The organism is Microbacterium maritypicum (genome assembly GCF_008868125.1).
GTDB lineage: Bacteria > Actinomycetota > Actinomycetes > Actinomycetales > Microbacteriaceae > Microbacterium > Microbacterium maritypicum.
The window spans coordinates 2,102,239-2,121,824 of record NZ_WAAQ01000001.1; the positions used below are offsets into that span (position 1 = coordinate 2,102,239).

The window sequence follows — 19,586 nt, forward strand, 5'->3', positions numbered from 1 at the left end:
ATCATCGAAGAGGAACGTACGAGGAGCACCATGGCACACGACGACGACTCGCAGGCTCTTGACAGGGCCTACCAGCCCTCTCCGGGGCTGGGTGTCGCAGTCAGCGATCCCGTGCAGAACCCCGGGCTTCCGCCGCACCGCGAGCGGATGACCGATAAGGACCCGCGCGCTGAGAAGGCCGCTGTCCGCACTGTCTACACGCTGTTCTACCTCTCGCTCGCCGGCAGCATCTGGGCGGTCGCCGCCTACATGCTGTTCCCGATCGAGAGCGGCGCGCTCATCGACATCCGGCAGAACAACCTCTTCATCGGTCTCGGCATCGCCCTCGCGTTGCTGGCCCTCGGTATCGGTGCGATCCACTGGTCCAAGGCGCTCATGTCCGACAAGGAGTTCATCGAGCACCGCCACCCCACCAGTGGCACGGATGCAACGCGCGAAGCTGCCATCAAGGCCTTCTCCGACGCGAACGAGGAGTCCGGCTTCGGTCGTCGCTCGATGATCCGCAACTCGCTGTTCGCAGCGATCGTCGCCTCGATCATCCCCGGCGTGACGCTGTTCCGTGGCCTGGCGCCGCACTCCACTCCGGAAGACCCCACGGCGGGCGACCCGGTCGTGCTGCTCAAGCACACGATGTGGGAAGAGGGAGCGCGCCTGGTGCGCGACCCCGACGGCACCCCGATCCGCGCCGCTGATGTCACGCTCGGCTCCGCGTTCCATGTGATCCCGGAAGAGCTCGCGACGCTGAGCCACCACGACGGCTACCTCGAGGAGAAGGCCAAGGCCATCGTGCTGATGATGCGTCTGCGCCCCGAGCAGCTGATCGAGGCCGAGGACCGCAAGGACTGGTCCTACGACGGCATCGTCGCCTACTCCAAGGTCTGCACGCACGTCGGTTGCCCCGTGGCACTGTACGAGCAGCAGACCCACCACCTGCTGTGCCCGTGCCACCAGTCGCAGTTCGACGTCACGGACCACGCAAAGGTCATCTTCGGCCCGGCGGCACGTCCGCTGCCGCAGCTGCCCATCACCGTCGATGACGAGGGCTACCTGATCGCACGCAGCGACTTCACGGAACCCGTCGGCCCGAGCTTCTGGGAGCGCCATTGAGCACCGCAACGCTGTCCAAAGACGACAACGACACCAAGGCACCTCTCGGCGGCCGCTTCGTCGGTGCCGCGTCGAACTACATCGATGAGCGCACCAGCCTCTCCGGCTTCGTCAAGGAGCTCGGACGCAAGATCTTCCCCGACCACTGGTCGTTCATGCTGGGCGAGATCGCGCTGTGGAGCTTCGTCGTCGTGTTCCTCTCCGGAACCTTCCTGACGTTCTTCTTCGACGCGTCGATGGTCGAGACCCACTACACCGGCGCCTACGCGCCGATGCGTGGAATCGAGATGTCCGCAGCGCTGGAATCGTCGCTGCACATCTCCTTCGACCTGCGAGGCGGTCTGCTGGTCCGTCAGATCCACCACTGGGCCGCGCTGGTGTTCATCGCCGGAATCGGCGTGCACATGCTCCGCGTGTTCTTCACCGGTGCGTTCCGCAAGCCGCGTGAGCTCAACTGGGTGATCGGCTTCATCCTCTTCATCCTCGCCATGGCAGAGGGCTTCACCGGCTACTCGCTTCCCGACGACCTGCTCTCGGGCAACGGTCTTCGCATCATCGACGGCATGATCAAGGGCCTCCCCCTGATCGGCACCTGGACCTCGTTCCTCCTCTTCGGCGGAGAGTTCCCCGGTACCGACATCGTCGGACGCCTGTACACGCTGCACATCCTGCTGCTGCCCATGCTCGTCATCGCACTGATCGTGGTGCACCTGATGCTCATGATCATCAACAAGCACACGCAGTTCGCCGGCCCCGGCCGCACGAACGACAACGTCGTGGGCTACCCGATGATGCCGGTGTACATGTCGAAGATGGGCGGATACCTGTTCATCGTCTTCGGCACCATCGTGCTGATCGCGACCTTCTTCCAGATCAACCCGATCTGGAACTACGGACCGTACGACCCGTCCCCCGTCTCCGCCGGCACGCAGCCGGACTGGTACATCGGCTTCGCCGACGGCGCCCTGCGTCTGGCACCGTCGAACTGGGACATCGTCTTCCTCGACCACACCTGGTCGTTCGGCATCATCGCGCCGGTCCTCGTGCTCGGTCTGTTCATCGTGCTCGTCGCGATCTACCCCTTCATCGAGGCGTGGGTCACGGGCGACAAGCGCGAGCACCACATCGCTCAGCGCCCGCGCAACGCCGCGACGCGCACGGCGATCGGTGTGGCCGGCGTCATCTTCTACGCGGTGCTGTGGGCTGCAGCCTCGTCCGACCTCATCGCGACGCACTTCATGCTCACGATGGAAGGCGTCATCCACACGCTGCAGGCGATGCTCTTCCTGGGCCCGATCCTCGGCTACTTCGTCACGAAGCGCATCTGCATCGCGCTGCAGAAGAAGGACCGCGAGATCGTGCTGCACGGCTTCGAGTCCGGTCGCATCGTCCGCCTTCCCGGCGGAGAGTTCATCGAGGTGCACCAGCCGGTCGACAAGTACGACCGTTGGAAGCTCATCGACGTCGACACGTACGAGCCCCTCGTGGTACGCCCGAACGCCAAGGGACGTATCCCGTGGACGGAGAACCTCCGCTCCTCGATCTCCCGCTGGTTCTTCGAAGACCGCCTGGCACCGCTCACGCAGGCCGAGGTCGAGGCAGCAGACGCTCACCAGCACCACGTCACGGCTCACAACGACGAGACCGAGGCCGCGGAGATCCAGGGCGCTCACGAGCGCGCAGGCTTCCCCGACGCCCCGCTCACGGTCGATGAGACGCACGTCGACGAGACGCCGAACACCCCCAGCACGGTCATCGCGACCGAGCCGGTGAAGAAGCCTCGCAAGAAGTCGGAGGACGGCGAGTAGTCGCCACTCCCCCATCTGATGAAGGCCTCGTCCATACGGACGGGGCCTTCATCGTTAGTACCCGAATGAGAGGATCCACCCATGTCATCCGCCGTCCAGCTGATCCGCGCCACCTCCCTCGCCGACACTCCTTACGCCTACGCCGCGACCGCACCGGCGGGATCCCGGCTCATCTTCCTCGCCGGAGCATGCCCCCTGAACGATGACGGCACGACCGCGGCACCGGGCGACTACGCGGCCCAGGCGGCGCGCTGTGTGGAGACCCTGCACGCGGCGCTCGACGTGGCCGGCGCCACGCTCACGGATGTCATCAGCACCCGGGTCCTGGTGGCCTCCTCCGCGCAAGCCGACCTCGTGACGGCATGGGACGTGGTCCATGCCGCTTTCGGCGCTCACGACGTCCCCAGCACCCTCCTGGGCGTCACCGTGCTCGGCTACGACCATCAGCTCGTGGAGATCGAAGCGATCGCCGCCGTCACCGACTGATCATGGACATCGTCATACGCCCTTCCACGCCGAGGGACGATGCTCTGACCGAACAGATCGAACGCGCCGCCGATGCCCTGCTCATCGACCTGTTCGGCGCGGTCACTTGGCCTCCCCCGACGCCGCCGCAGGATCGTACGGAGTCACCGGGGTTCGTCCTGGTCGCCGAGCTCACCGACGACGTCGCGGCACCGATCGTCGTCGGCTACGTCCATGTCCTCGAGATCGACGGACACGCCCATCTCGAGCAGCTCTCGGTACTCCCCTCGTTCGGACGTCGTGGCATCGGTCGTCAGCTCGTCACGGCCGCGCTGGCGGAGGCGCGGCGACGCGGCCACACCGACGTCACGCTGCGCACCTACACCGACGTGCCCTGGAACGCGCCGTTCTACGCTTCGTGCGGCTTTGTCGAGAGCGAACCGGACACGGCGCTGCTCCGAGAGCTCGTGGCCATCGAAGAGAGTCTGGGACTCTTCGAGCACGGACCTCGTGTGCAGATGACCGCCACGCTCTGACCAGTCGGCGCTCCGAGCACCATCACGCGCTCTGTCCGACTGTCGTTGACGGCAATCGGACGCCGGCCGACCGGAATCCGCTGGGGACGACGCCGCCGCCTCCCTAGGCTGAGGTCATGATCGATCGCACTGACTTCTTCGCTGCCAAGCTGGCCTATGAGACAGACCCCAGCGACGTGCATGCCGCCCTGGAGTCAGGCGAGAGCATCGTCGTCGTCGACGTCCGCTCCGACGCAGCCTGGGCGCAGGGCCGCGTCGCCGGCGCCGTGCACATGCACTACAGCGAGATTTCCGCTCGTGCACCCGCGGAGGTGCCGAAGGACGCTGACGTCGTCGTCTACTGCTGGAGTCCCGGATGCAACGCCGGCGCGAAGGGCGCGCTCGAGTTCGCCCGTCTCGGCTACCGAGTCCGCGAGATGATCGGCGGCTTCGAGTACTGGGTCAGAGAAGGGTACGCGGTCGAGGACTCGGATGGCGTCCACCACCGTCCGGTCGATCCGCTGACCGGCATCCCCCGCATCCGTGCCCGCGCCTGATCGCGGCGCCGTCCGCACACGAAGAAGGCCCCCGGAGGAATCCGGGGGCCTTCTTCGATGAGGAAGTATCAGCGGGCGAAGTTGCCGCGGTAGTACTCGTACACCCAGCCGACGATGGCGACCACGAAGATCGCGAGACCGATCGGCAGAAGGAAGTGTCCGACCGCGAGACCGACGACGAAGACTCCCGCCGAGGCCGCCAGCACGATCGGCCACCAGGACCACGGGCTGAACTCGCCCAGCTCCGGGTCACCGTCATCGATGTCGGACGTCAGGATGTCCTCGGGAAGCTCGCCCCGCTGAGCCTTGTGCGTGCGGTCGAGGTAGAACGCGATCATGGCTCCCATGAAGGCGCCGAAGAACAGGGCGACCGTTCCGACCCACTCGATCCGCATGGCGAAGTTGTCCGCCGGCGTGGCCAGGATGTGCCAGCCGGTGTAGACCACACCGACGAGGGCGAAGAACGCCGTCAGGATCCACCAGAGAATGACATTGTCGCGCATGACTTAGTGGGCCTCTCGCTCGCCGGGAGCCGTCGTAGCGAACTCGGCGGCTTCGGGGTGATTCAGATCGAACGCAGGACGCTCGCTGCGGATGCGCGGGATCGACGTGAAGTTGTGTCGCGGCGGCGGGCAGGAGGTCGCCCACTCGAGCGATCCGCCGTAGCCCCACGGGTCGTTGACCGTGACCTTCGGAGCCTTGCGCGCCGTGATCCAGACGTTCAGGAAGAAGGGCAGCATCGAGGCGCCGAGGATGATCGCACCGATCGTCGAGACCTGGTTCTGCCAGGTCCAGCCGTCCGCCTCCGAGTAGTCGGCGTAGCGACGCACCATGCCGTCAACGCCCAGCCAGTGCTGGATGAGGAAGGTCATGTGGAAGCCGATGAACAGCAGCCAGAAGTGCACGTAGCCGAGGCGCTCGTTCAGCATGCGTCCGGTCCACTTCGGCCACCAGAAGTAGAAGCCGGCGAACATGGCGAACACCACGGTTCCGAACACCACGTAGTGGAAGTGCGCGACGACGAAGTACGAGTCGGAGAGGGCGAAGTCCAGCGGCGGTGCTGCCAGGATGACGCCGGTCAGACCACCGAAGACGAAGGACACGAGGAAGCCGAGGGAGAAGACCATCGGAGTCTCGAATGTCACGGACCCTCGCCAGAGCGTGCCGATCCAGTTGAAGATCTTCACACCCGTCGGCACGGCGATCAGCATGGTCATCAGCGCGAAGAACGGAAGCAGGACCGAGCCCGTCACGTACATGTGGTGAGCCCACACCGCGACCGAGAGCGCCGCGATGGCGATCGTCGCGTAGACCAGGGTCTTGTATCCGAAGATCGGCTTGCGGCTGAAGACCGGGAAGATCTCGGAGACGATGCCGAAGAACGGCAGCGCGATGATGTACACCTCAGGGTGACCGAAGAACCAGAACAGGTGCTGCCAGAGCAGGACGCCACCGTTGGCCGGGTCGTAGATGTGAGCGCCCAGGATGCGGTCTGCCGCTGCAGCGAAGATCGCGGCTGCGAGAACGGGGAACGCCATCAGGATGAGCAGGCTCGTGATCAGCGTGTTCCACGAGAAGATCGGCATGCGCCACATCGTCATGCCGGGCGCACGCATCGTGATGATCGTCGTGATGAAGTTCACGGCACCGAGGATCGTTCCGAAACCGGAGATGCCGAGTCCGACCATCCACAGGTTTCCACCCGCCCCGGGCGAGAAGGATGCTCCTGCCAGCGGCTGATAGGCGAACCATCCGAAGGAGGCCGCGCCCTGCGGGGTGAGGAAGCCGGCGACCGCGATGGTGGAGCCGAAGAGGACGAGCCAGAACGCGAAGGCGTTCAGACGCGGGAAGGCGACGTCGGGAGCACCGATCTGCAGCGGCAGGATGGCGTTGGCGAAGCCGGCGAACAGCGGCGTCGCGAACATTAGCAGCATGATCGTGCCGTGCATCGTGAACAGCTGGTTGTACTGCTCCTTCGTCGGGATGATCTGCATGCCCGGCGCGAACAGTTCGGCACGGATGACGAGTGCCATCACGCCGCCGAGCAGGAAGAACATCACCGAGGCGATCAGGTACATGTACCCGATGGTCTTGTGGTCCGTGGAGGTGATCCACTTGACGACGATGTTGCCCTTCTGCTCCACACGCGAGGAGCTCATCAGAGCAGCCTGGCGTGCAGGCAGGGTGTTAGGACGCGAGCGGGGAGACTCGTCGGTACGGGGAGCTTCTGTGGTCGACATGGCTTACTCCCCTCCTTCCTCGGTGTCGGTCTTCGGGGTCGTCCCCGGGAGGTTCGAGAGACGGTCGTAGGCGCCGGTGATGTCACCGGTGTTGCCCTGCTCCTCGAGCGACGCGAGGTAGGAGTCGTACTCGCTCTGCGAGACGACCTTCACGTTGAAGAGCATCATCGAGTGGTACTCGCCGCAGAGCTCGGCGCACTTACCGGCGTACTCGCCCTCTCGCGTCGGGATGAACGACCAGGAGTTGTCCTTCCCGATGAACATGTCCTTCTTGTAGAGGAAGTCGATGATCCAGAAGGAGTGGATGACGTCACGGGACTGAAGGTTGATCGTCACCTTCTTGTCGACGGGCAGCACCAGCGTCGGCAGCTGCGCCTGGTCGATGTTGCCGTCCTTGTCGGGCTGGGCCTGGATGCCCATGGTCCACACGGCGTCGGAGTTGTCCTTCTCGTCGCCGTCGTACTGGAAGTCCCACGCCCACTGCTTCGCGATCGCGGTGACCTCGACGTCGGGCTGGTCCCACTTGGCTTCGATCTCGGTCTGATCACGAGCGGTGAAGAAGAACATTCCCAGCACGAGGATGAGCGGCACGATCGTGTAGAAGATCTCGATCGGCATGTTGTAGCGCATCTGCACCGGAAGACCGGTCTGGCCCTTGCGGCGGCGGTAGGCGATCGCAGCCCAGGCCATCAGGCCCCAGGTGATGATGCCGACGGCGAGAAGCACGATCCAGGAGTTCACCCAGAGCGAGGAGACGCGCTCGGTCTGGTTGGTGGCTGCGGGGCCACCCTCCACGAAGCCCGGAAGAAAGCCGTTCAGCTCGGTGGGAGAGCATCCCGCCAGGGCCAAGGCTGCCGCAACTCCCACAGGGAGGGCGGCCCAACGAAGGCTGCGTTTCGAGGGCACGATGCACCTTTCAGATCGCGAACAGAGCACACCCAAGTCTAGGGCAACCTCACACCTGATTCATGCCATCCACGCAGGTTCCGGAACCAGAACGGCCGTCGTCACCAGTGGTGACGACGGCCGAGTCGGCGAAGCGAGGGTCAGTGGAAGCTGTCGCCACAGGCGCAGCTGCCCGCTGCGTTGGGGTTGTCGATCGTGAACCCCTGCTCGGAGATGGTGTCCTTGAAGTCGATCGCCGCTCCGTCGAGGTACGGGACGCTCATGTTGTCGATGATGACCTCGACGCCGTCGAAGTCGACGGTCTCGTCGCCCTCGAGGTAGCGCTCGTCGAAGTAGAGCTGGTAGATCAGCCCCGAACACCCGCCCGGCTGCACCGCGACGCGCAGACGCAGGTCATCGCGGCCTTCCTGCTCGAGGAGGTTCTTCACCTTCGTGGCGGCAGCGTCGGTCAGGGTGACGCCGTGTGCGCGGGTGGTCTCTGGGGAGAGTGTGGTGTCGCTCATGTCGCTCCTTGTGACGGGCCGCAGGTGCACGGCTTCTCGGACGATTCTACCGCCGCAGATGCGGGGAGGCTCAGAGTTCTGCGGCATTCATGCGAGCGAGCAGCAGCGCCTCGGTCGCGACCGCGTGGCGGAAGGTGTCGAGGTGCAGCGACTCATTCGGGCTGTGCGCGCGCGAATGCGGGTCCTCGACACCCGTGACGAGGATCTGTGCGGCGGGGAATTCCCGCACCAGGTCGGCGATGAACGGGATCGATCCGCCCACGCCCAGGTCCACCGGAGGCACCCCGTACCCGTCGCGCATCGCGTCCCGGGTCAGCGCGACCGCCCAGCCGCTGGTGTCCACGAGGAAACCGTCGCCGAGGTCGACATCCGAGAAGGTGAGCTCGGCACCGAAAGGTGCGTGTGCGCGGAGGTGGCGCTCCAAGGCCTCGTATGCCTCCTGGCCGCTCTGGCCCGGAGCCACGCGAGCACTGATCACGACGGTGACCTCGGGGAGCAGCGTATTGGAGGCTGCCGCCACGCTGGTGGCGTCGATCCCGATCACCGTGACCGACGGCTTGTTCCAGATCCGGCTGAGGATGCTGCCGTCCCCGATAGGAGTGGTGCCGGGAAGGAGTCCTGCTTCGTCCCGCAGCGTCGCCTCGGTGTAGTCGGGGGTGGGGGCGTCGCGCTCGGTCATCCCCTCGACCGCCACCGAGCCGTCGGCGTTCCACAGCGTGGACAGCAGCGTGACGGTCGCCATCATCGCGTCGGGTACGGCGCCGCCGAACATTCCGGAGTGCGAGGCGTGGTCCAGGGTGCGCACGCGCATCGTGAACCGGGCGTTGCCACGGAGGGAGACGGTGAGACCGGGAGTCACGGAGTCCCAGTTGCCCGAGTCGGCCACGACGATGGCGTCGGCGCGGAGAGCATCCTTGTTGTCGGAGAGGAACTGGGCGAACGAACGGGACCCGTACTCCTCCTCCCCTTCGATGAACATCGCGATGCCGAGGTCGAGGTCATCGCCGAGCACCTCGCTCACCGCGCGGATCGAGGCGATATGCGACATGATGCCGGCCTTGTCGTCGGCCGCACCGCGCCCGTAGAGACGCCCGTCGCGCACCGTCGGCTCGAACGGCGGGGTCTCCCAGAGGGCATCGTCTCCCGGAGGCTGCACGTCGTGGTGCGCGTACAGAAGGATCGTGGGCTTGCCGTTGCGGGCCGCGCGCGCGGCGAGGACGGCCGGCTGCCCCTGCTCGTCGGTGCCGGGAATCGCGGCGCGGAGGACGCGCACCTCGTCGAAGACTCCGGTGCCCGACGCCAGCGCGGCCACGGCTTCCGCGCTGCGCTCCAGCTGGGTCTGATCGAACGCGGGCCAGGCCATCCCCGGAATGCGCACGAGGTGGCCGAGGTCCGACAGCGCTGACGGGATCCCGATCGCCACCGCCTCGAGGACGGCGGCATCGGACTCACGGGGAGGAACAGGAGAGGTCATGCGAGTAATCTTAAGGTGATCCCCCGCCGGCGAACCGAGGAACTCCGTGTCCACTACCCCTACCTCCCCTTCCACGAACGACGACACCCCCGAGACGACTGCCGTCGGCAAGGGGCGCGCGACGCCGACCCGTGCGGAGCAGGAGGCAGCTCGTCGCCGCCCCCTGGTCGCCAACACCAAGGAGGCGAAGGCGGCCGCGAAGGCGGAGCTCAACGAGCGTCGCGCACGAGCGCAGGCCGGCATGGCCGCCGGCGAGGAGAAGTACCTCCCGGTCCGTGACAAGGGCCCGCAGCGCCGCTGGGTCCGCGACTACGTGGATGCGGGCTGGCACCCGGCCGAGTTCGTGATGGGAGTGATGGTCCTGGTCATCCTCGCCTCGCTGGTGCCGGCGAACACGGTCATCTCGTTCTACGCGTACATCGTGATGATGGGTTACCTCGTCATCGCGATCGGCGGCATGATCCTGCTCGGCATGCGCGTCAAGCGCAAGGCCGCGGCGAAGTTCGGCAAGGAGCGTCTCGAGCGCGGTCTGGGCTGGTACGCCGCGATGCGCGCCCTGCAGATGCGATTCATGCGTCTGCCGAAGCCGCAGGTCAAGCGCGGCCAGTACCCCGACTGATCAGTCCCCTGTTGATCTCCCGGCCCCAGAACGGGCCGCGGTACAGGAAAGCGGTGTAGCCCTGCACGAGGGTCGCACCGGCCGCAAGGCGCTCCTGCACGTCGGATGGCGTCTCCACTCCCCCGACGGCGATCACGCAGAAGTCGGCGGGAACGGCTTCGCGCACGACCCGAAGGACTTCGAGCGAGCGCTTCTTCAGCGGTGCACCGGACAGTCCTCCCGCGCCTGCCGCCTCGACCGTCGCGGGATCCGTGAGCAGACCGTCTCGGCTGATGGTGGTGTTGTGCGCGATGATTCCCGCGAGTCCCTCGGCGACGGCCATCTGGGCGATCGCAGTGATCTCCTCGTCGGGAAGATCCGGTGCGATCTTGACGAGCAGCGGTGTGGCGCCGGAAGCCTCTCGAACGGCGCGCAGCAGCGGAGCCAGCGTCTCCACCGCTTGCAGTCCTCGCAGTCCCGGAGTGTTCGGCGACGACACGTTGACGGCCAGGTAGTCGGCGAGCGGAGCGAGCCGTGTCGCCGAGGCCACGTAGTCCGCCGTCGCATCCTCGACCTCGACCACACGGCTCTTGCCGATGTTGACCCCGATGATCGTGTCAGGCGCGCCGCGCCGCAGGCGGGCGAGCCTGCGCGCCGCCGCATCCGCTCCGGCGTTGTTGAAGCCCATCCGATTGATCACGGCGCGATCCGCGATGAGACGGAACAGCCGCGGCTTCGGGTTCCCCTCCTGGGCGATCGCGGTCACGGTGCCGACTTCCACATGTCCGAAGCCGAGAGCTGCGAGTCCTCGCACGCCGACCGCGTTCTTGTCGAAGCCCGCGGCGACGCCGAACGGCGAGGGGAAGGTGAGACCGAGCGCCTCGACGCGCAGCGACGGGTCAGGGCGGGTGATCGCGCGCGTGGCCCACGAGAACGGAGGCACACCGAGCACGCGGATCACCGCCATGCCGGCGTGGTGGGCGAACTCGGGATCGAAGCGCGAGAGGACAGCGCGGAAGAGCAGCGGATACATCCCTGCCAGATTACCGCTCCTCGGACTCCCGCTTCGTGTGGTCGGCGCGCAGATCTGTGATCGCGGCCTCGAAATCCTCGAGCGAATCGAAGGCCTGGTAGACACTGGCGAAGCGCAGGAACGCGACCTCATCGAGGTCACGCAGCGGACCGAGGATGGCGAGACCGATCTCGTTGGTGTCGAGCTGCGACACGCCTGTCTGTCGGACGGCCTCCTCCACGCGCTGTGCGAGCACCGCGAGGTCGCCCTCCGTCACCGGGCGCCCTTGGCAGGCCTTCCGCACACCCGTGATGACCTTCTCCCGACTGAACGGCTCCATCACGCCGGAACGCTTGATCACGTTGAGACTCGCGGTCTCGGTCGTCGTGAAACGGCCGCCGCACTCCGGGCACTGTCGACGACGCCTGATCGAGAGCCCGTCGTCGCTCGTGCGTGAATCGATGACGCGGGAGTCGGGGTGTCGACAGAAGGGGCAGTGCATCTGACCGATCCTACGCGGTGAAACGGGCCTCGATCGCTTCACCGTGCGCGGGAAGCACCTCGGTGTCGGCGAGGGCGACGACCCCGGCGCGCACGGCCGCCAGCGCAGCCCTGTCGTAGGAGATCACCTGCTGCGGTCGAAGGAAGGTGTACGAGCCGAGCCCGGGAGCATAGCGTGCCTGTCCCCCGGTCGGCAGCACGTGATTGCTGCCAGCCATGTAGTCACCGAGGCTCACCGGCGTCTGGTCGCCGACGAAGACGGCTCCGGCGCTGGTGAAGTCGGCGGCCGCCTCTTCGGCATCCACGAGGTGCAGTTCGAGGTGCTCCGGCGCATAGGCGTTGCTGAACGCCGTGGCCATGGCCCTGTCGTCGACGAGGACGATGGCGGACTGAGGCCCCGACAGCGCGGCGGCGACGCGTTCGCTGTGCCGGGTGATCGTGGCGATCCGCTGCACCTCGACGGCGACCTGTTCTGCGAGCTCGGCCGCGTCGGTGACAAGCACGGCGGACGCCTGCTCATCGTGCTCGGCCTGGCTCACGAGGTCGGCGGCGATGAGACGCGGATCCGCGTGTGCATCGGCGACCACGAGGATCTCCGTCGCCCCGGCTTCCGAGTCCGTGCCGACGACGCCGGCGACGGCACGTTTGGCCGACGCGACATAGTTGTTGCCCGGCCCGGACACGACATCGACCGGATCGAGGCCGAGCGACGGCACGCCGTACGCCAGGGCGCCGATCGCGCCGGCACCTCCCATCGCGTACACCTCGGTCACACCCAGCAGCGCCGCCGCCGCGAGGATGGTCGGGTGGATTCTTCCACCCTGATCTGCCTGCGGCGGCGAAGCCAGGGCGATCTCCTGGACGCCGGCGACCTGCGCGGGGACGACGTTCATGATCACGCTCGACGGGTAGACGGCCTTGCCGCCGGGAATGTACACGCCCACACGGTGGACCGGTTGCCAGCGCTGCGTGATGACAGCTCCCTCGCCGATCCTGGTGACCTGTGTGGCGGGGACCTGCGCGGCGGAGGCGAGACGGACTCGGCGGATGGCCTCCTCGAGCGCACTGCGCACCTCGGGAGCGAGCTCCGCGAGAGCCGTGGTGATGTGCTCGGCGGGCACGCGCACGGCGTGGTCCGTGACCGCGTCGAAACGCTCGGCCTGCTCGCGAAGAGCGGCCTCGCCGCGGTCACGCACGTCCTCGACGATGCGTGCGGCGGTGTCGAGTGCTTCGGCGCGTGCCTGGGTCGCCCGGGGTACTGCGGCGAGCATGCCTGCGGGCGAGAGCTCGCGCCCTCGCAGATCGATTGTGCGCATTTCAGCCCTTCGTGATGTCGGAGATGTCGTGGAGGTAGCCGATCCGTCCGTCGTCATGTCGGACGACGAACGCACCCCCACGGTCCTCGATCACGAGAGCCCAGGCGTTCGGACCGATACGGAAAAGCGGTTCGCCCCGCTCGTCGTGGACGTCGCGCTCAGAGGGCGCGAGGATCCAGAACGGCTGTGCCACGGCGGCGTTCTCACGCGGGTTCGTCGCCTCGAGATCGGCATCGGTCACGCCCTCGAGTAGCAGCGGCGCAGGCTCTTCCTCGACCGCGCCCGTCTCGTAGGTCGCGGCCGTCTCCAGCAGCGACTCGATGCTTCCGGTGTCCGAGACGATCTCCGGTTCCTGTCCACGCGAACGGCGCGAATAGGCCGGCACATACTCCTCGTCGGTGCTCGCCTGCTCGGTGCCGATGCCGCCGCCCGAGGCGTGCGCCGTCAGCGGCACCTGTGCAGCCAGGTCGAAACGAGCGATCTCGTCGGTCGCCTGCTGACCCGATGCCTCGTCGTCGAGCGCAACGACGAGGGGGGACGCGGAGCCGTCCGCGATGACGTCGGTCGGGCTCGCGGCGTGCGCCTCGAGTGCGGCGGAGGATGCCGCCGAGGCGGATGTGTCGACGGATTCTTCGGAGGCTTCCGGGACCGGCACGGGTTCGGGACGCGGTCTCGCGATGACGGGGCGCACCGGATTCGCATTGCGGTGGGCGAGAGTCACCAGGCGACCGTGGAAGTCTTCCTTCAATCCCGGGATGATCGGGGCGAAGACCGTGAGGACGACGAGAGCCAGGGAGGTGATGACCATGGCCACCCCGTTCCACGTGAGGCTCCAGTTCCCGGTGGACACCACAGCGGAGATCGCGAGCCAGAGGCTGCCGGCCCAGACCGTGGCCGACACGGAGAAGGCGACCGAGGCGAACTGATCGATGCCGAGCGAACCGACCCGGCGGATGCCCTCGGGCGAGAATCGGCGCAGCACCAGCAGGAAGACGGCGACCGTCGGGAGCGCGACCGGGAGGACCCATTGGATGCCGACACTCCACAGCGAGAGGTCGCCGATCAGCGGGAAGAACGAGAACACGAAGGACAGCAGCCAGACGCCGACGATGAGCAGCTCCCGCAGCGTGAATCCGAGGATGCCGAACTCAGGGGTGACCTCTTCGTCGTACAGGACACCGTCATCGTCGCCGAAAACCTCGTCCTCGGGTTCTGTTTCGGGGAGATCCGTGCTCATGCGTGGTCCTTTCGTCACAGGGCTCGACGGGGTGATTCGTCGTGCTGCCGACGGCTCACGATCCTACCCCGCTCACCCGAGGCAGGTGGGTCCGAGCAGTGACTTGAGGTCACCGAACAGATCCGCGGACACCTTGACCGGCATGGGCACTTCGAAGACCTTCGCCGTGCCGCCACGGTGCACGCGAAGGAGTACCTCGGTGTCGCCGTTGTGTCGTCGCAGCACTTCCGCGAGCTCCATCATCACGCGCTCGGTTGCTCTCTGCTCGGCCAGGACCAATGCCAGAGGGCCGGCAGCATCGAAGGAGCCCACATCGGGTGCGAATGCGGACTGCGCATGGAGGTTGAGCCCGTCGTCGCGCCGGGACACCCGCCCGCGGACAGCGAGGATCGCGTCCTGCTGCAGCGTGTGCTGGAACTCGGTGTAGGTCTTCCCCATGAACATCACGGTGACCTCGCCGTTGAAGTCCTCGACGGTGATCATGCCGTAGGGGTTTCCACTCGCCTTGGCGACACGATGCTGCACGCTGGTCACGAGGCCCGCCACCGTCACCTGGTCTCCGTCCTGCAGGTCTTCGGAGTTGTTGAGGTCATGGATCGAGATCGATGCGTGCTTCGCGAGCGGGACCTCGAGCCCCGCCAGAGGGTGGTCCGACACATAGAGGCCGAGCATCTCGCGCTCGAAGGCGAGCTTGTCCTTCTTGACCCACTCGGGACGCGCGGGGACCTTCGCCGGGGCCGCCTCGTCCATGCCGTCATAGAGACTGTCGAAGTCGAATCCGATCGCGCCCTGTGCTTCGTTGCGCTTGCGGTCGACTGCGGCCTCCACCGCATCTTCGTGCACCTCCATGAGCGCGCGACGGGAGTCACCCATCGAGTCGAAGGCGCCGGCCTTGATCAGCGATTCGATGGTGCGCTTGTTCGACACGTGCAGCGGCACTTTGTCGAGGAAGTGATGGAACGAGGTGAAGCGCTCATCCTTGCGGGCCTGCACGATGCCTTCGACGACGTTGCTGCCGACGTTGCGCACGGCACCCAGGCCGAAGCGGATGTCGTCGCCGACGGCGGCGAAGAAGTTGATCGAGTCGGACACATCCGGCGGGAGCACCTTGATGCCCATTCGGCGGCACTCGTTCAGGTACAGCGCCATCTTGTCCTTGGAGTCGCCGACGCTGGTGAGCAGCGCCGCCATGTACTCGGCGGGATAGTGCGCCTTGAGGTAGGCCGTCCAATACGACACGAGGCCGTATGCGGCGGAGTGCGCTTTGTTGAAGGCGTAGTCCGAGAACGGCAGCAGGATGTCCCACAGCGCCTTGATGGCCGCCTCACCGAAGCCGCGCTCTGTCATGCCGCCCGCGAAGCCCTCGTACTGCTTATCGAGCTCGGACTTCTTCTTCTTGCCCATCGCGCGGCGCAGGATGTCTGCCTGTCCGAGGCTGAACCCGGCGACCGCCTGGGCGATCGCCATGACCTGCTCCTGGTAGATGATGAGCCCGTAGGACTCCTCCAGGATCTCGGCGAGCGGCGCTTCCAGCTCGGGGTGGATCGGGGTGATCTCCTGCACCCCGTTCTTACGCAGCGCGTAGTTCGTGTGCGAGTTGGCACCCATGGGGCCTGGTCGATACAGGGCGATGAGTGCCGAGATGTCACCGAAGTTGTCGGGCTTCATCAGGCGCATGAGCGAACGCAGTGGCGGGCTGTCGAGCTGGAAGACACCTAGGGTGTCACCACGGGCGAGCAGCTGATACACGCCGGGGTCGTCGAGGCCGAGATGTTCGAGATCGAGCTCTTCGCCACGGTTCGTGCGGATGTTGTCGAGGGCATCCGAGATGATCGTGAGGTTGCGGAGCCCCAGGAAGTCCATCTTGATCAGGCCGAGAGATTCGCACGACGGGTAGTCGAACTGCGTGACGATCTGCCCGTCCTGCTCGCGTCGCATGATCGGGATGATGTCGAGCAGCGGATCCGACGACATGATCACGCCAGCGGCATGCACGCCCCACTGGCGCTTCAGACCCTCGAGCCCCAGCGCGCGGTCGAAGACCGTCTTCGCCTCGGGATCGGTATCGATCAGCGTGCGGAACTCGCTCGCCTCCTTGTACCGGGGGTGTGCCGAGTCGAACATGCCGTCGAGGGGCATGTCCTTGCCCATCACGGGCGGCGGCATCGCCTTCGTGAGCCGCTCCCCCATGCTGAACGGGAAGCCGAGCACACGACCGGCATCCTTCAACGCCTGCTTTGACTTGATCGTTCCGTACGTGACGATCTGCGCGACGCGCTCGGACCCGTACTTCTCCGTGACGTAGTCGATGACCTCGCCGCGGCGCCGGTCGTCGAAGTCGACGTCGAAGTCGGGCATGGAGACACGGTCGGGGTTGAGGAAGCGCTCGAAGATGAGTCCGTGCTCGAGCGGGTCGAGGTCGGTGATCTTCATCGCGTAAGCGACCATCGAGCCGGCACCGGAGCCACGACCCGGCCCCACGCGGATGCCGTTGTCCTTCGCCCAGTTGATGAAGTCGGCGACGACGAGGAAGTACCCGGGGAAGCCCATCTGCAGGATGATGCCGGTCTCGTACTCGGCCTGCTTGCGCACCTTGTCAGGGATGCCGCCGGGATACCGGTAGTGCAGGCCCGCCTCGACCTCCTTGATGAGCCAGCTGTCCTCGGTCTCGCCGTCGGGAACCGGGAAGCGCGGCATGTAGTTGGCCGACGTGTTGAACTCGACCTCGCAGCGCTCGGCGATCAGCAGCGTGTTGTCGCAGGCCTCGGGGTGGTCGCGGAACAGCTGGCGCATCTCGGCCGCGGTCTTGATGTAGTACCCGTCGCCGTCGAACTTGAACCGGTTCGGGTCGTCCATCGTCGAGCCCGACTGCACGCACAGGAGTGCCTCGTGCGCGTCGGCCTCGTGCTGATGCGTGTAGTGCGAGTCGTTGGTGGCGACCAACGGGATGTTGAGGTCTTTCGAGAGCCGCAGCAGATCGGTCATCACGCGCCGCTCGATCGACAGCCCGTGGTCCATGATCTCGGCGAAGTAGTTCTCCTTGCCGAAGAGGTCTTGGAACTCGGCCGCGGCGGCGCGCGCGGCGTCGTACTGCCCGAGACGCAGGCGTGTCTGGATCTCACCGGAAGGGCAGCCGGTGGTCGCGATCAGTCCCTTGGAGTAGGTCTGCAGCAGCTCGCGGTCCATGCGCGGCTTGAAGTAGTAGCCCTCCATGCTCGAGCGGGAGCTGAGCCGGAACAGGTTGTGCATGCCCTCGGTGCTCTGACTCCACATGGTCATGTGGGTGTACGCACCGGAGCCCGAGACGTCGTCGCTCTTCTGATCGGGCGAGCCCCACTGCACGCGCGTCTTGTCGCTGCGGTGGGTGCCGGGAGTGACATAGGCCTCGAGCCCGATGATCGGCTTGACACCCGCGGCATTGGCCGCCTTGTAGAACTCGAAAGCCGCGAAGGTGTTGCCGTGATCGGTCACCGCGATGGCCGGCATCTTGTAGTCGGCGGCCGCCTGGGTCATCGCGTTGATCTTCGCCGCACCGTCGAGCATCGAGTACTCGCTGTGCACGTGCAGGTGGACGAAAGAGTCGGATGCCATGCCTTCGATTCTACGGCGGAGCCCCGACACCGGAGGTCGGTGTCGGGGCTCTGGAAGTAGTCTGCACGCCTACATTCGCGAGTTCACCACTGACACCGAATAGGTCATCCGGATGTCCGGCACGCTGTTCGGCACGAGGTGGTTGGAGGTGGCGTCCGATTGCGTCCACCGCGCGGTGTACTCGCTCACCCACCCCGTGGTCATATCCACCGAGATGGTGTCCACGCGACGATCGAGATGCGCGTAGCTCATGCGGTATGTCACGACGCCATCGGCGCCCGCGGTCTGCTCGGCGAGCCCCGAGAGATCCAGTGCCGCCAGAAGCGACTGCCTGAGGCTAGCGGGGGCCACATTCGATCGGAGCGTGTCGAAGATGGTGCTGACCGCGGCCTCGCCTGCCTGCTCCGGGCTCTGCTCGTATCCTCGTTCGTGAGTTCGCGCGTAGTCGAGAAGGGCGGGTGGGTCGAGGGGGAATGCTGCGAACCACTCCGTCGAACCACGAAGCGGGTACTCCTCGCCCTCGAAACCACCGGGGCTCGTCCAATCCTTGGTTCCCGTCGACGGAGGCAGGAGTCTGTCCCACACAGACTTCCCTTCTGGCCCCTGGTCATCGGGGAAGTATGCGAGCCTCTCGCTATCGCCGTAGCGACCGGACCACTCGCCTGATCTGTCGGCAGGAACATACACCTGGCTCACTTCGCGAACCAGCAACGCCGAGATCGGCGGGCCGCTGCCGTATGCCGACCACTGCGTGAACATCTGCTGGTCATCTCGATACAGAAGAGACTCCGTTGAATTGACGATGCTCAGATACTGCCCTGACTGCGGGGTCGTGCCGGGGAACGGTTCTGTGACCGTCGTCCCCGAGGTGGGAGTGGGCTGCGGTGTCGGCGACGTCTGCGGCGTCGGTCGGACGCTCTCCCGCGGGATCGCCTCGACGCTCGGGGTCGGCGCCGTCTGCTGACTGACCACCGCGACACCGGCCGTCACCGCCGCCACTCCGGCCACGGCCCCGGCGATCACGAACATCGGACGCCGGGCGATCCGCTTCCGCTCCACGCTCCGTCCCTCGTCGATTCCGGTGAGAAGCCGCGCTCTCGCCGCAGTGATCTGCTCCTCTGGCAAGCCAGCCCCCCGGTTGACCTCACGCACGCGCTCGAAAACGTCCATCGACCTCTCCTTCCTTCTCATTCACGACTCGTTCCCGGCCGCTCACGCGCGCCGGGTTCAACCGCGTCCGCACCCGGTTGATGCGCGATCGGACTGTCCCCACCGGAACGCCGAGAGCGATGGCGATCTCCTCATAGGTGAGGTCTCCCCATGCGTACAGCAGCAACGTCTCGCGATCCTTCGCCGAGAGCGACGCGATCAGCGGCGCCAGCTCGCGGGTGGAGATCTCCGCATCGAGTCGGGCGATCGTCATGTCGAGATCGCCGTGGGAGATGTGCTCGTCCCGCGCGGCCGATGCCGCGCTCGATCGCAGATGCTTGGCCTCGCGCGCCCGATGCTTCTTGATCAACCGGGACGCGATCCCGTACAACCACGGAAGCGCCGAGTCCCAGGCCGTGTCGAACGACTTCCGCCGTGCGAACGCGACCAGGAACGTCTCACTGAGGATGTCCTCGCCCGCATCGGCACCGAGACGGCGGGCGGCGTAACCGCCCACCGTCCTGGCATGCCGATCGAACAGCTCAGCGAAGGCTCGGGGTTGCCCGAGCGAGCGCTGAATGATCTCGCTGTCTGTGCTCACACTATG

At 66.2% G+C, this 19,586-nt stretch carries 18 protein-coding genes; 6 read left to right on the forward strand and 12 right to left on the reverse strand.

Annotation, left to right across the window (positions count from 1 at the left end; translation table 11 throughout):
• The first annotated feature begins 30 nt into the window (after window positions 1-30).
• From qcrA to F6W70_RS10215, 5 genes are all read left to right on the forward strand, one after another.
• Window positions 31-1,107, forward strand: a complete 1,077-nt coding sequence (gene qcrA, locus F6W70_RS10195) for a cytochrome bc1 complex Rieske iron-sulfur subunit (RefSeq protein WP_151486532.1) — start codon at window positions 31-33, stop codon at window positions 1,105-1,107.
• Window positions 1,104-2,915 carry a cytochrome bc1 complex cytochrome b subunit gene (gene qcrB, locus F6W70_RS10200; protein ID WP_055867417.1) on the forward strand — a complete coding sequence of 604 codons (1,812 nt, stop codon included), beginning with the start codon at window positions 1,104-1,106 and terminating at the stop codon, window positions 2,913-2,915. The genes qcrA and qcrB overlap by 4 nt, the downstream gene beginning before the upstream one ends.
• Window positions 2,916-2,996: 81 nt before the next feature.
• The gene (locus F6W70_RS10205) at window positions 2,997-3,401 is read left to right on the forward strand and encodes a RidA family protein (protein ID WP_151486533.1); all 405 of its coding nucleotides are present in this window, start codon (window positions 2,997-2,999) and stop codon (window positions 3,399-3,401) included.
• Window positions 3,402-3,403: 2 nt separating this feature from the next.
• The gene (locus F6W70_RS10210) at window positions 3,404-3,916 is read left to right on the forward strand and encodes a GNAT family N-acetyltransferase (RefSeq protein WP_151486534.1); all 513 of its coding nucleotides are present in this window, start codon (window positions 3,404-3,406) and stop codon (window positions 3,914-3,916) included.
• A gap of 116 nt (window positions 3,917-4,032) precedes the next feature.
• Complete coding sequence (locus tag F6W70_RS10215; RefSeq protein WP_055867402.1) at window positions 4,033-4,452, forward strand: rhodanese-like domain-containing protein; 420 nt, start codon at window positions 4,033-4,035, stop codon at window positions 4,450-4,452.
• A gap of 68 nt (window positions 4,453-4,520) precedes the next feature.
• Here the strand turns inward: F6W70_RS10215 and F6W70_RS10220 are convergent, their stop codons facing one another.
• The 5 genes from F6W70_RS10220 to F6W70_RS10240 form a co-directional block, all read right to left on the reverse strand.
• The gene (locus tag F6W70_RS10220; RefSeq protein ID WP_017830250.1) at window positions 4,521-4,955 is read right to left on the reverse strand and encodes a cytochrome c oxidase subunit 4; all 435 of its coding nucleotides are present in this window, start codon (window positions 4,953-4,955) and stop codon (window positions 4,521-4,523) included.
• A 3-nt stretch (window positions 4,956-4,958) separates the two neighbouring features.
• On the reverse strand, window positions 4,959-6,692 hold the full coding sequence (gene ctaD, locus F6W70_RS10225) for an aa3-type cytochrome oxidase subunit I (RefSeq protein WP_373695310.1): 1,734 nt from the start codon (window positions 6,690-6,692) through the stop codon (window positions 4,959-4,961).
• 3 nt (window positions 6,693-6,695) lie between these two features.
• Complete coding sequence (ctaC, locus tag F6W70_RS10230; protein WP_055867399.1) at window positions 6,696-7,598, reverse strand: aa3-type cytochrome oxidase subunit II; 903 nt, start codon at window positions 7,596-7,598, stop codon at window positions 6,696-6,698.
• A 140-nt stretch (window positions 7,599-7,738) separates the two neighbouring features.
• The gene (gene erpA / locus F6W70_RS10235) at window positions 7,739-8,101 is read right to left on the reverse strand and encodes an iron-sulfur cluster insertion protein ErpA (RefSeq protein ID WP_017830247.1); all 363 of its coding nucleotides are present in this window, start codon (window positions 8,099-8,101) and stop codon (window positions 7,739-7,741) included.
• A 70-nt stretch (window positions 8,102-8,171) separates the two neighbouring features.
• Complete coding sequence (locus F6W70_RS10240) at window positions 8,172-9,575, reverse strand: dipeptidase (RefSeq protein ID WP_151486536.1); 1,404 nt, start codon at window positions 9,573-9,575, stop codon at window positions 8,172-8,174.
• A gap of 46 nt (window positions 9,576-9,621) precedes the next feature.
• Here F6W70_RS10240 and F6W70_RS10245 point away from each other — a divergent pair, with 46 nt between their 5' ends.
• On the forward strand, window positions 9,622-10,194 hold the full coding sequence (locus F6W70_RS10245; RefSeq protein ID WP_017830245.1) for a DUF3043 domain-containing protein: 573 nt from the start codon (window positions 9,622-9,624) through the stop codon (window positions 10,192-10,194).
• Here the strand turns inward: F6W70_RS10245 and F6W70_RS10250 are convergent.
• From F6W70_RS10250 to F6W70_RS10280, 7 genes are all read right to left on the reverse strand, one after another.
• Complete coding sequence (locus F6W70_RS10250; RefSeq protein ID WP_055872343.1) at window positions 10,169-11,206, reverse strand: quinone-dependent dihydroorotate dehydrogenase; 1,038 nt, start codon at window positions 11,204-11,206, stop codon at window positions 10,169-10,171. The genes F6W70_RS10245 and F6W70_RS10250 overlap by 26 nt on opposite strands.
• Window positions 11,207-11,216: 10 nt before the next feature.
• Complete coding sequence (gene nrdR / locus F6W70_RS10255; RefSeq protein ID WP_017830243.1) at window positions 11,217-11,687, reverse strand: transcriptional regulator NrdR; 471 nt, start codon at window positions 11,685-11,687, stop codon at window positions 11,217-11,219.
• Between the two features lie 10 nt (window positions 11,688-11,697).
• On the reverse strand, window positions 11,698-13,002 hold the full coding sequence (gene hisD / locus F6W70_RS10260; protein ID WP_151486537.1) for a histidinol dehydrogenase: 1,305 nt from the start codon (window positions 13,000-13,002) through the stop codon (window positions 11,698-11,700).
• Between the two features lies 1 nt (window position 13,003).
• On the reverse strand, window positions 13,004-14,239 hold the full coding sequence (locus F6W70_RS10265) for a hypothetical protein (RefSeq protein WP_151486538.1): 1,236 nt from the start codon (window positions 14,237-14,239) through the stop codon (window positions 13,004-13,006).
• Window positions 14,240-14,311: 72 nt separating this feature from the next.
• On the reverse strand, window positions 14,312-17,830 hold the full coding sequence (gene dnaE, locus F6W70_RS10270; RefSeq protein WP_151486539.1) for a DNA polymerase III subunit alpha: 3,519 nt from the start codon (window positions 17,828-17,830) through the stop codon (window positions 14,312-14,314).
• 69 nt (window positions 17,831-17,899) lie between these two features.
• Window positions 17,900-19,000, reverse strand: coding sequence for a hypothetical protein (locus F6W70_RS10275; RefSeq protein WP_151486540.1), 1,101 nt, complete (start codon window positions 18,998-19,000; stop codon window positions 17,900-17,902).
• Window positions 18,975-19,580 carry an RNA polymerase sigma factor gene (locus F6W70_RS10280; protein WP_151486541.1) on the reverse strand — a complete coding sequence of 202 codons (606 nt, stop codon included), beginning with the start codon at window positions 19,578-19,580 and terminating at the stop codon, window positions 18,975-18,977. Before F6W70_RS10280 ends, F6W70_RS10275 begins: the two co-directional genes overlap by 26 nt.
• Window positions 19,581-19,586 lie beyond the last annotated feature (6 nt).

Bases quoted from the DNA above. Each gene is read 5' to 3' on its own strand.
- F6W70_RS10205 (WP_151486533.1), top strand. From the start codon at position 2,997: ATGTCATCCGCCGTCCAGCTGATCCGCGCCACCTCCCTCGCCGACACT.
- qcrA (WP_151486532.1), top strand. From the start codon at position 31: ATGGCACACGACGACGACTCGCAGGCTCTTGACAGGGCCTACCAGCCC.
- nrdR (WP_017830243.1), bottom strand. From the start codon at position 11,687: ATGCACTGCCCCTTCTGTCGACACCCCGACTCCCGCGTCATCGATTCA.
- F6W70_RS10215 (WP_055867402.1), top strand. From the start codon at position 4,033: ATGATCGATCGCACTGACTTCTTCGCTGCCAAGCTGGCCTATGAGACA.
- ctaD (WP_373695310.1), bottom strand. From the start codon at position 6,692: ATGTCGACCACAGAAGCTCCCCGTACCGACGAGTCTCCCCGCTCGCGT.
- hisD (WP_151486537.1), bottom strand. From the start codon at position 13,002: ATGCGCACAATCGATCTGCGAGGGCGCGAGCTCTCGCCCGCAGGCATG.
- F6W70_RS10220 (WP_017830250.1), bottom strand. From the start codon at position 4,955: ATGCGCGACAATGTCATTCTCTGGTGGATCCTGACGGCGTTCTTCGCC.
- erpA (WP_017830247.1), bottom strand. From the start codon at position 8,101: ATGAGCGACACCACACTCTCCCCAGAGACCACCCGCGCACACGGCGTC.
- dnaE (WP_151486539.1), bottom strand. From the start codon at position 17,830: ATGGCATCCGACTCTTTCGTCCACCTGCACGTGCACAGCGAGTACTCG.
- F6W70_RS10210 (WP_151486534.1), top strand. From the start codon at position 3,404: ATGGACATCGTCATACGCCCTTCCACGCCGAGGGACGATGCTCTGACC.
- F6W70_RS10275 (WP_151486540.1), bottom strand. From the start codon at position 19,000: ATGGACGTTTTCGAGCGCGTGCGTGAGGTCAACCGGGGGGCTGGCTTG.
- F6W70_RS10265 (WP_151486538.1), bottom strand. From the start codon at position 14,239: ATGAGCACGGATCTCCCCGAAACAGAACCCGAGGACGAGGTTTTCGGC.
- F6W70_RS10250 (WP_055872343.1), bottom strand. From the start codon at position 11,206: ATGTATCCGCTGCTCTTCCGCGCTGTCCTCTCGCGCTTCGATCCCGAG.
- F6W70_RS10240 (WP_151486536.1), bottom strand. From the start codon at position 9,575: ATGACCTCTCCTGTTCCTCCCCGTGAGTCCGATGCCGCCGTCCTCGAG.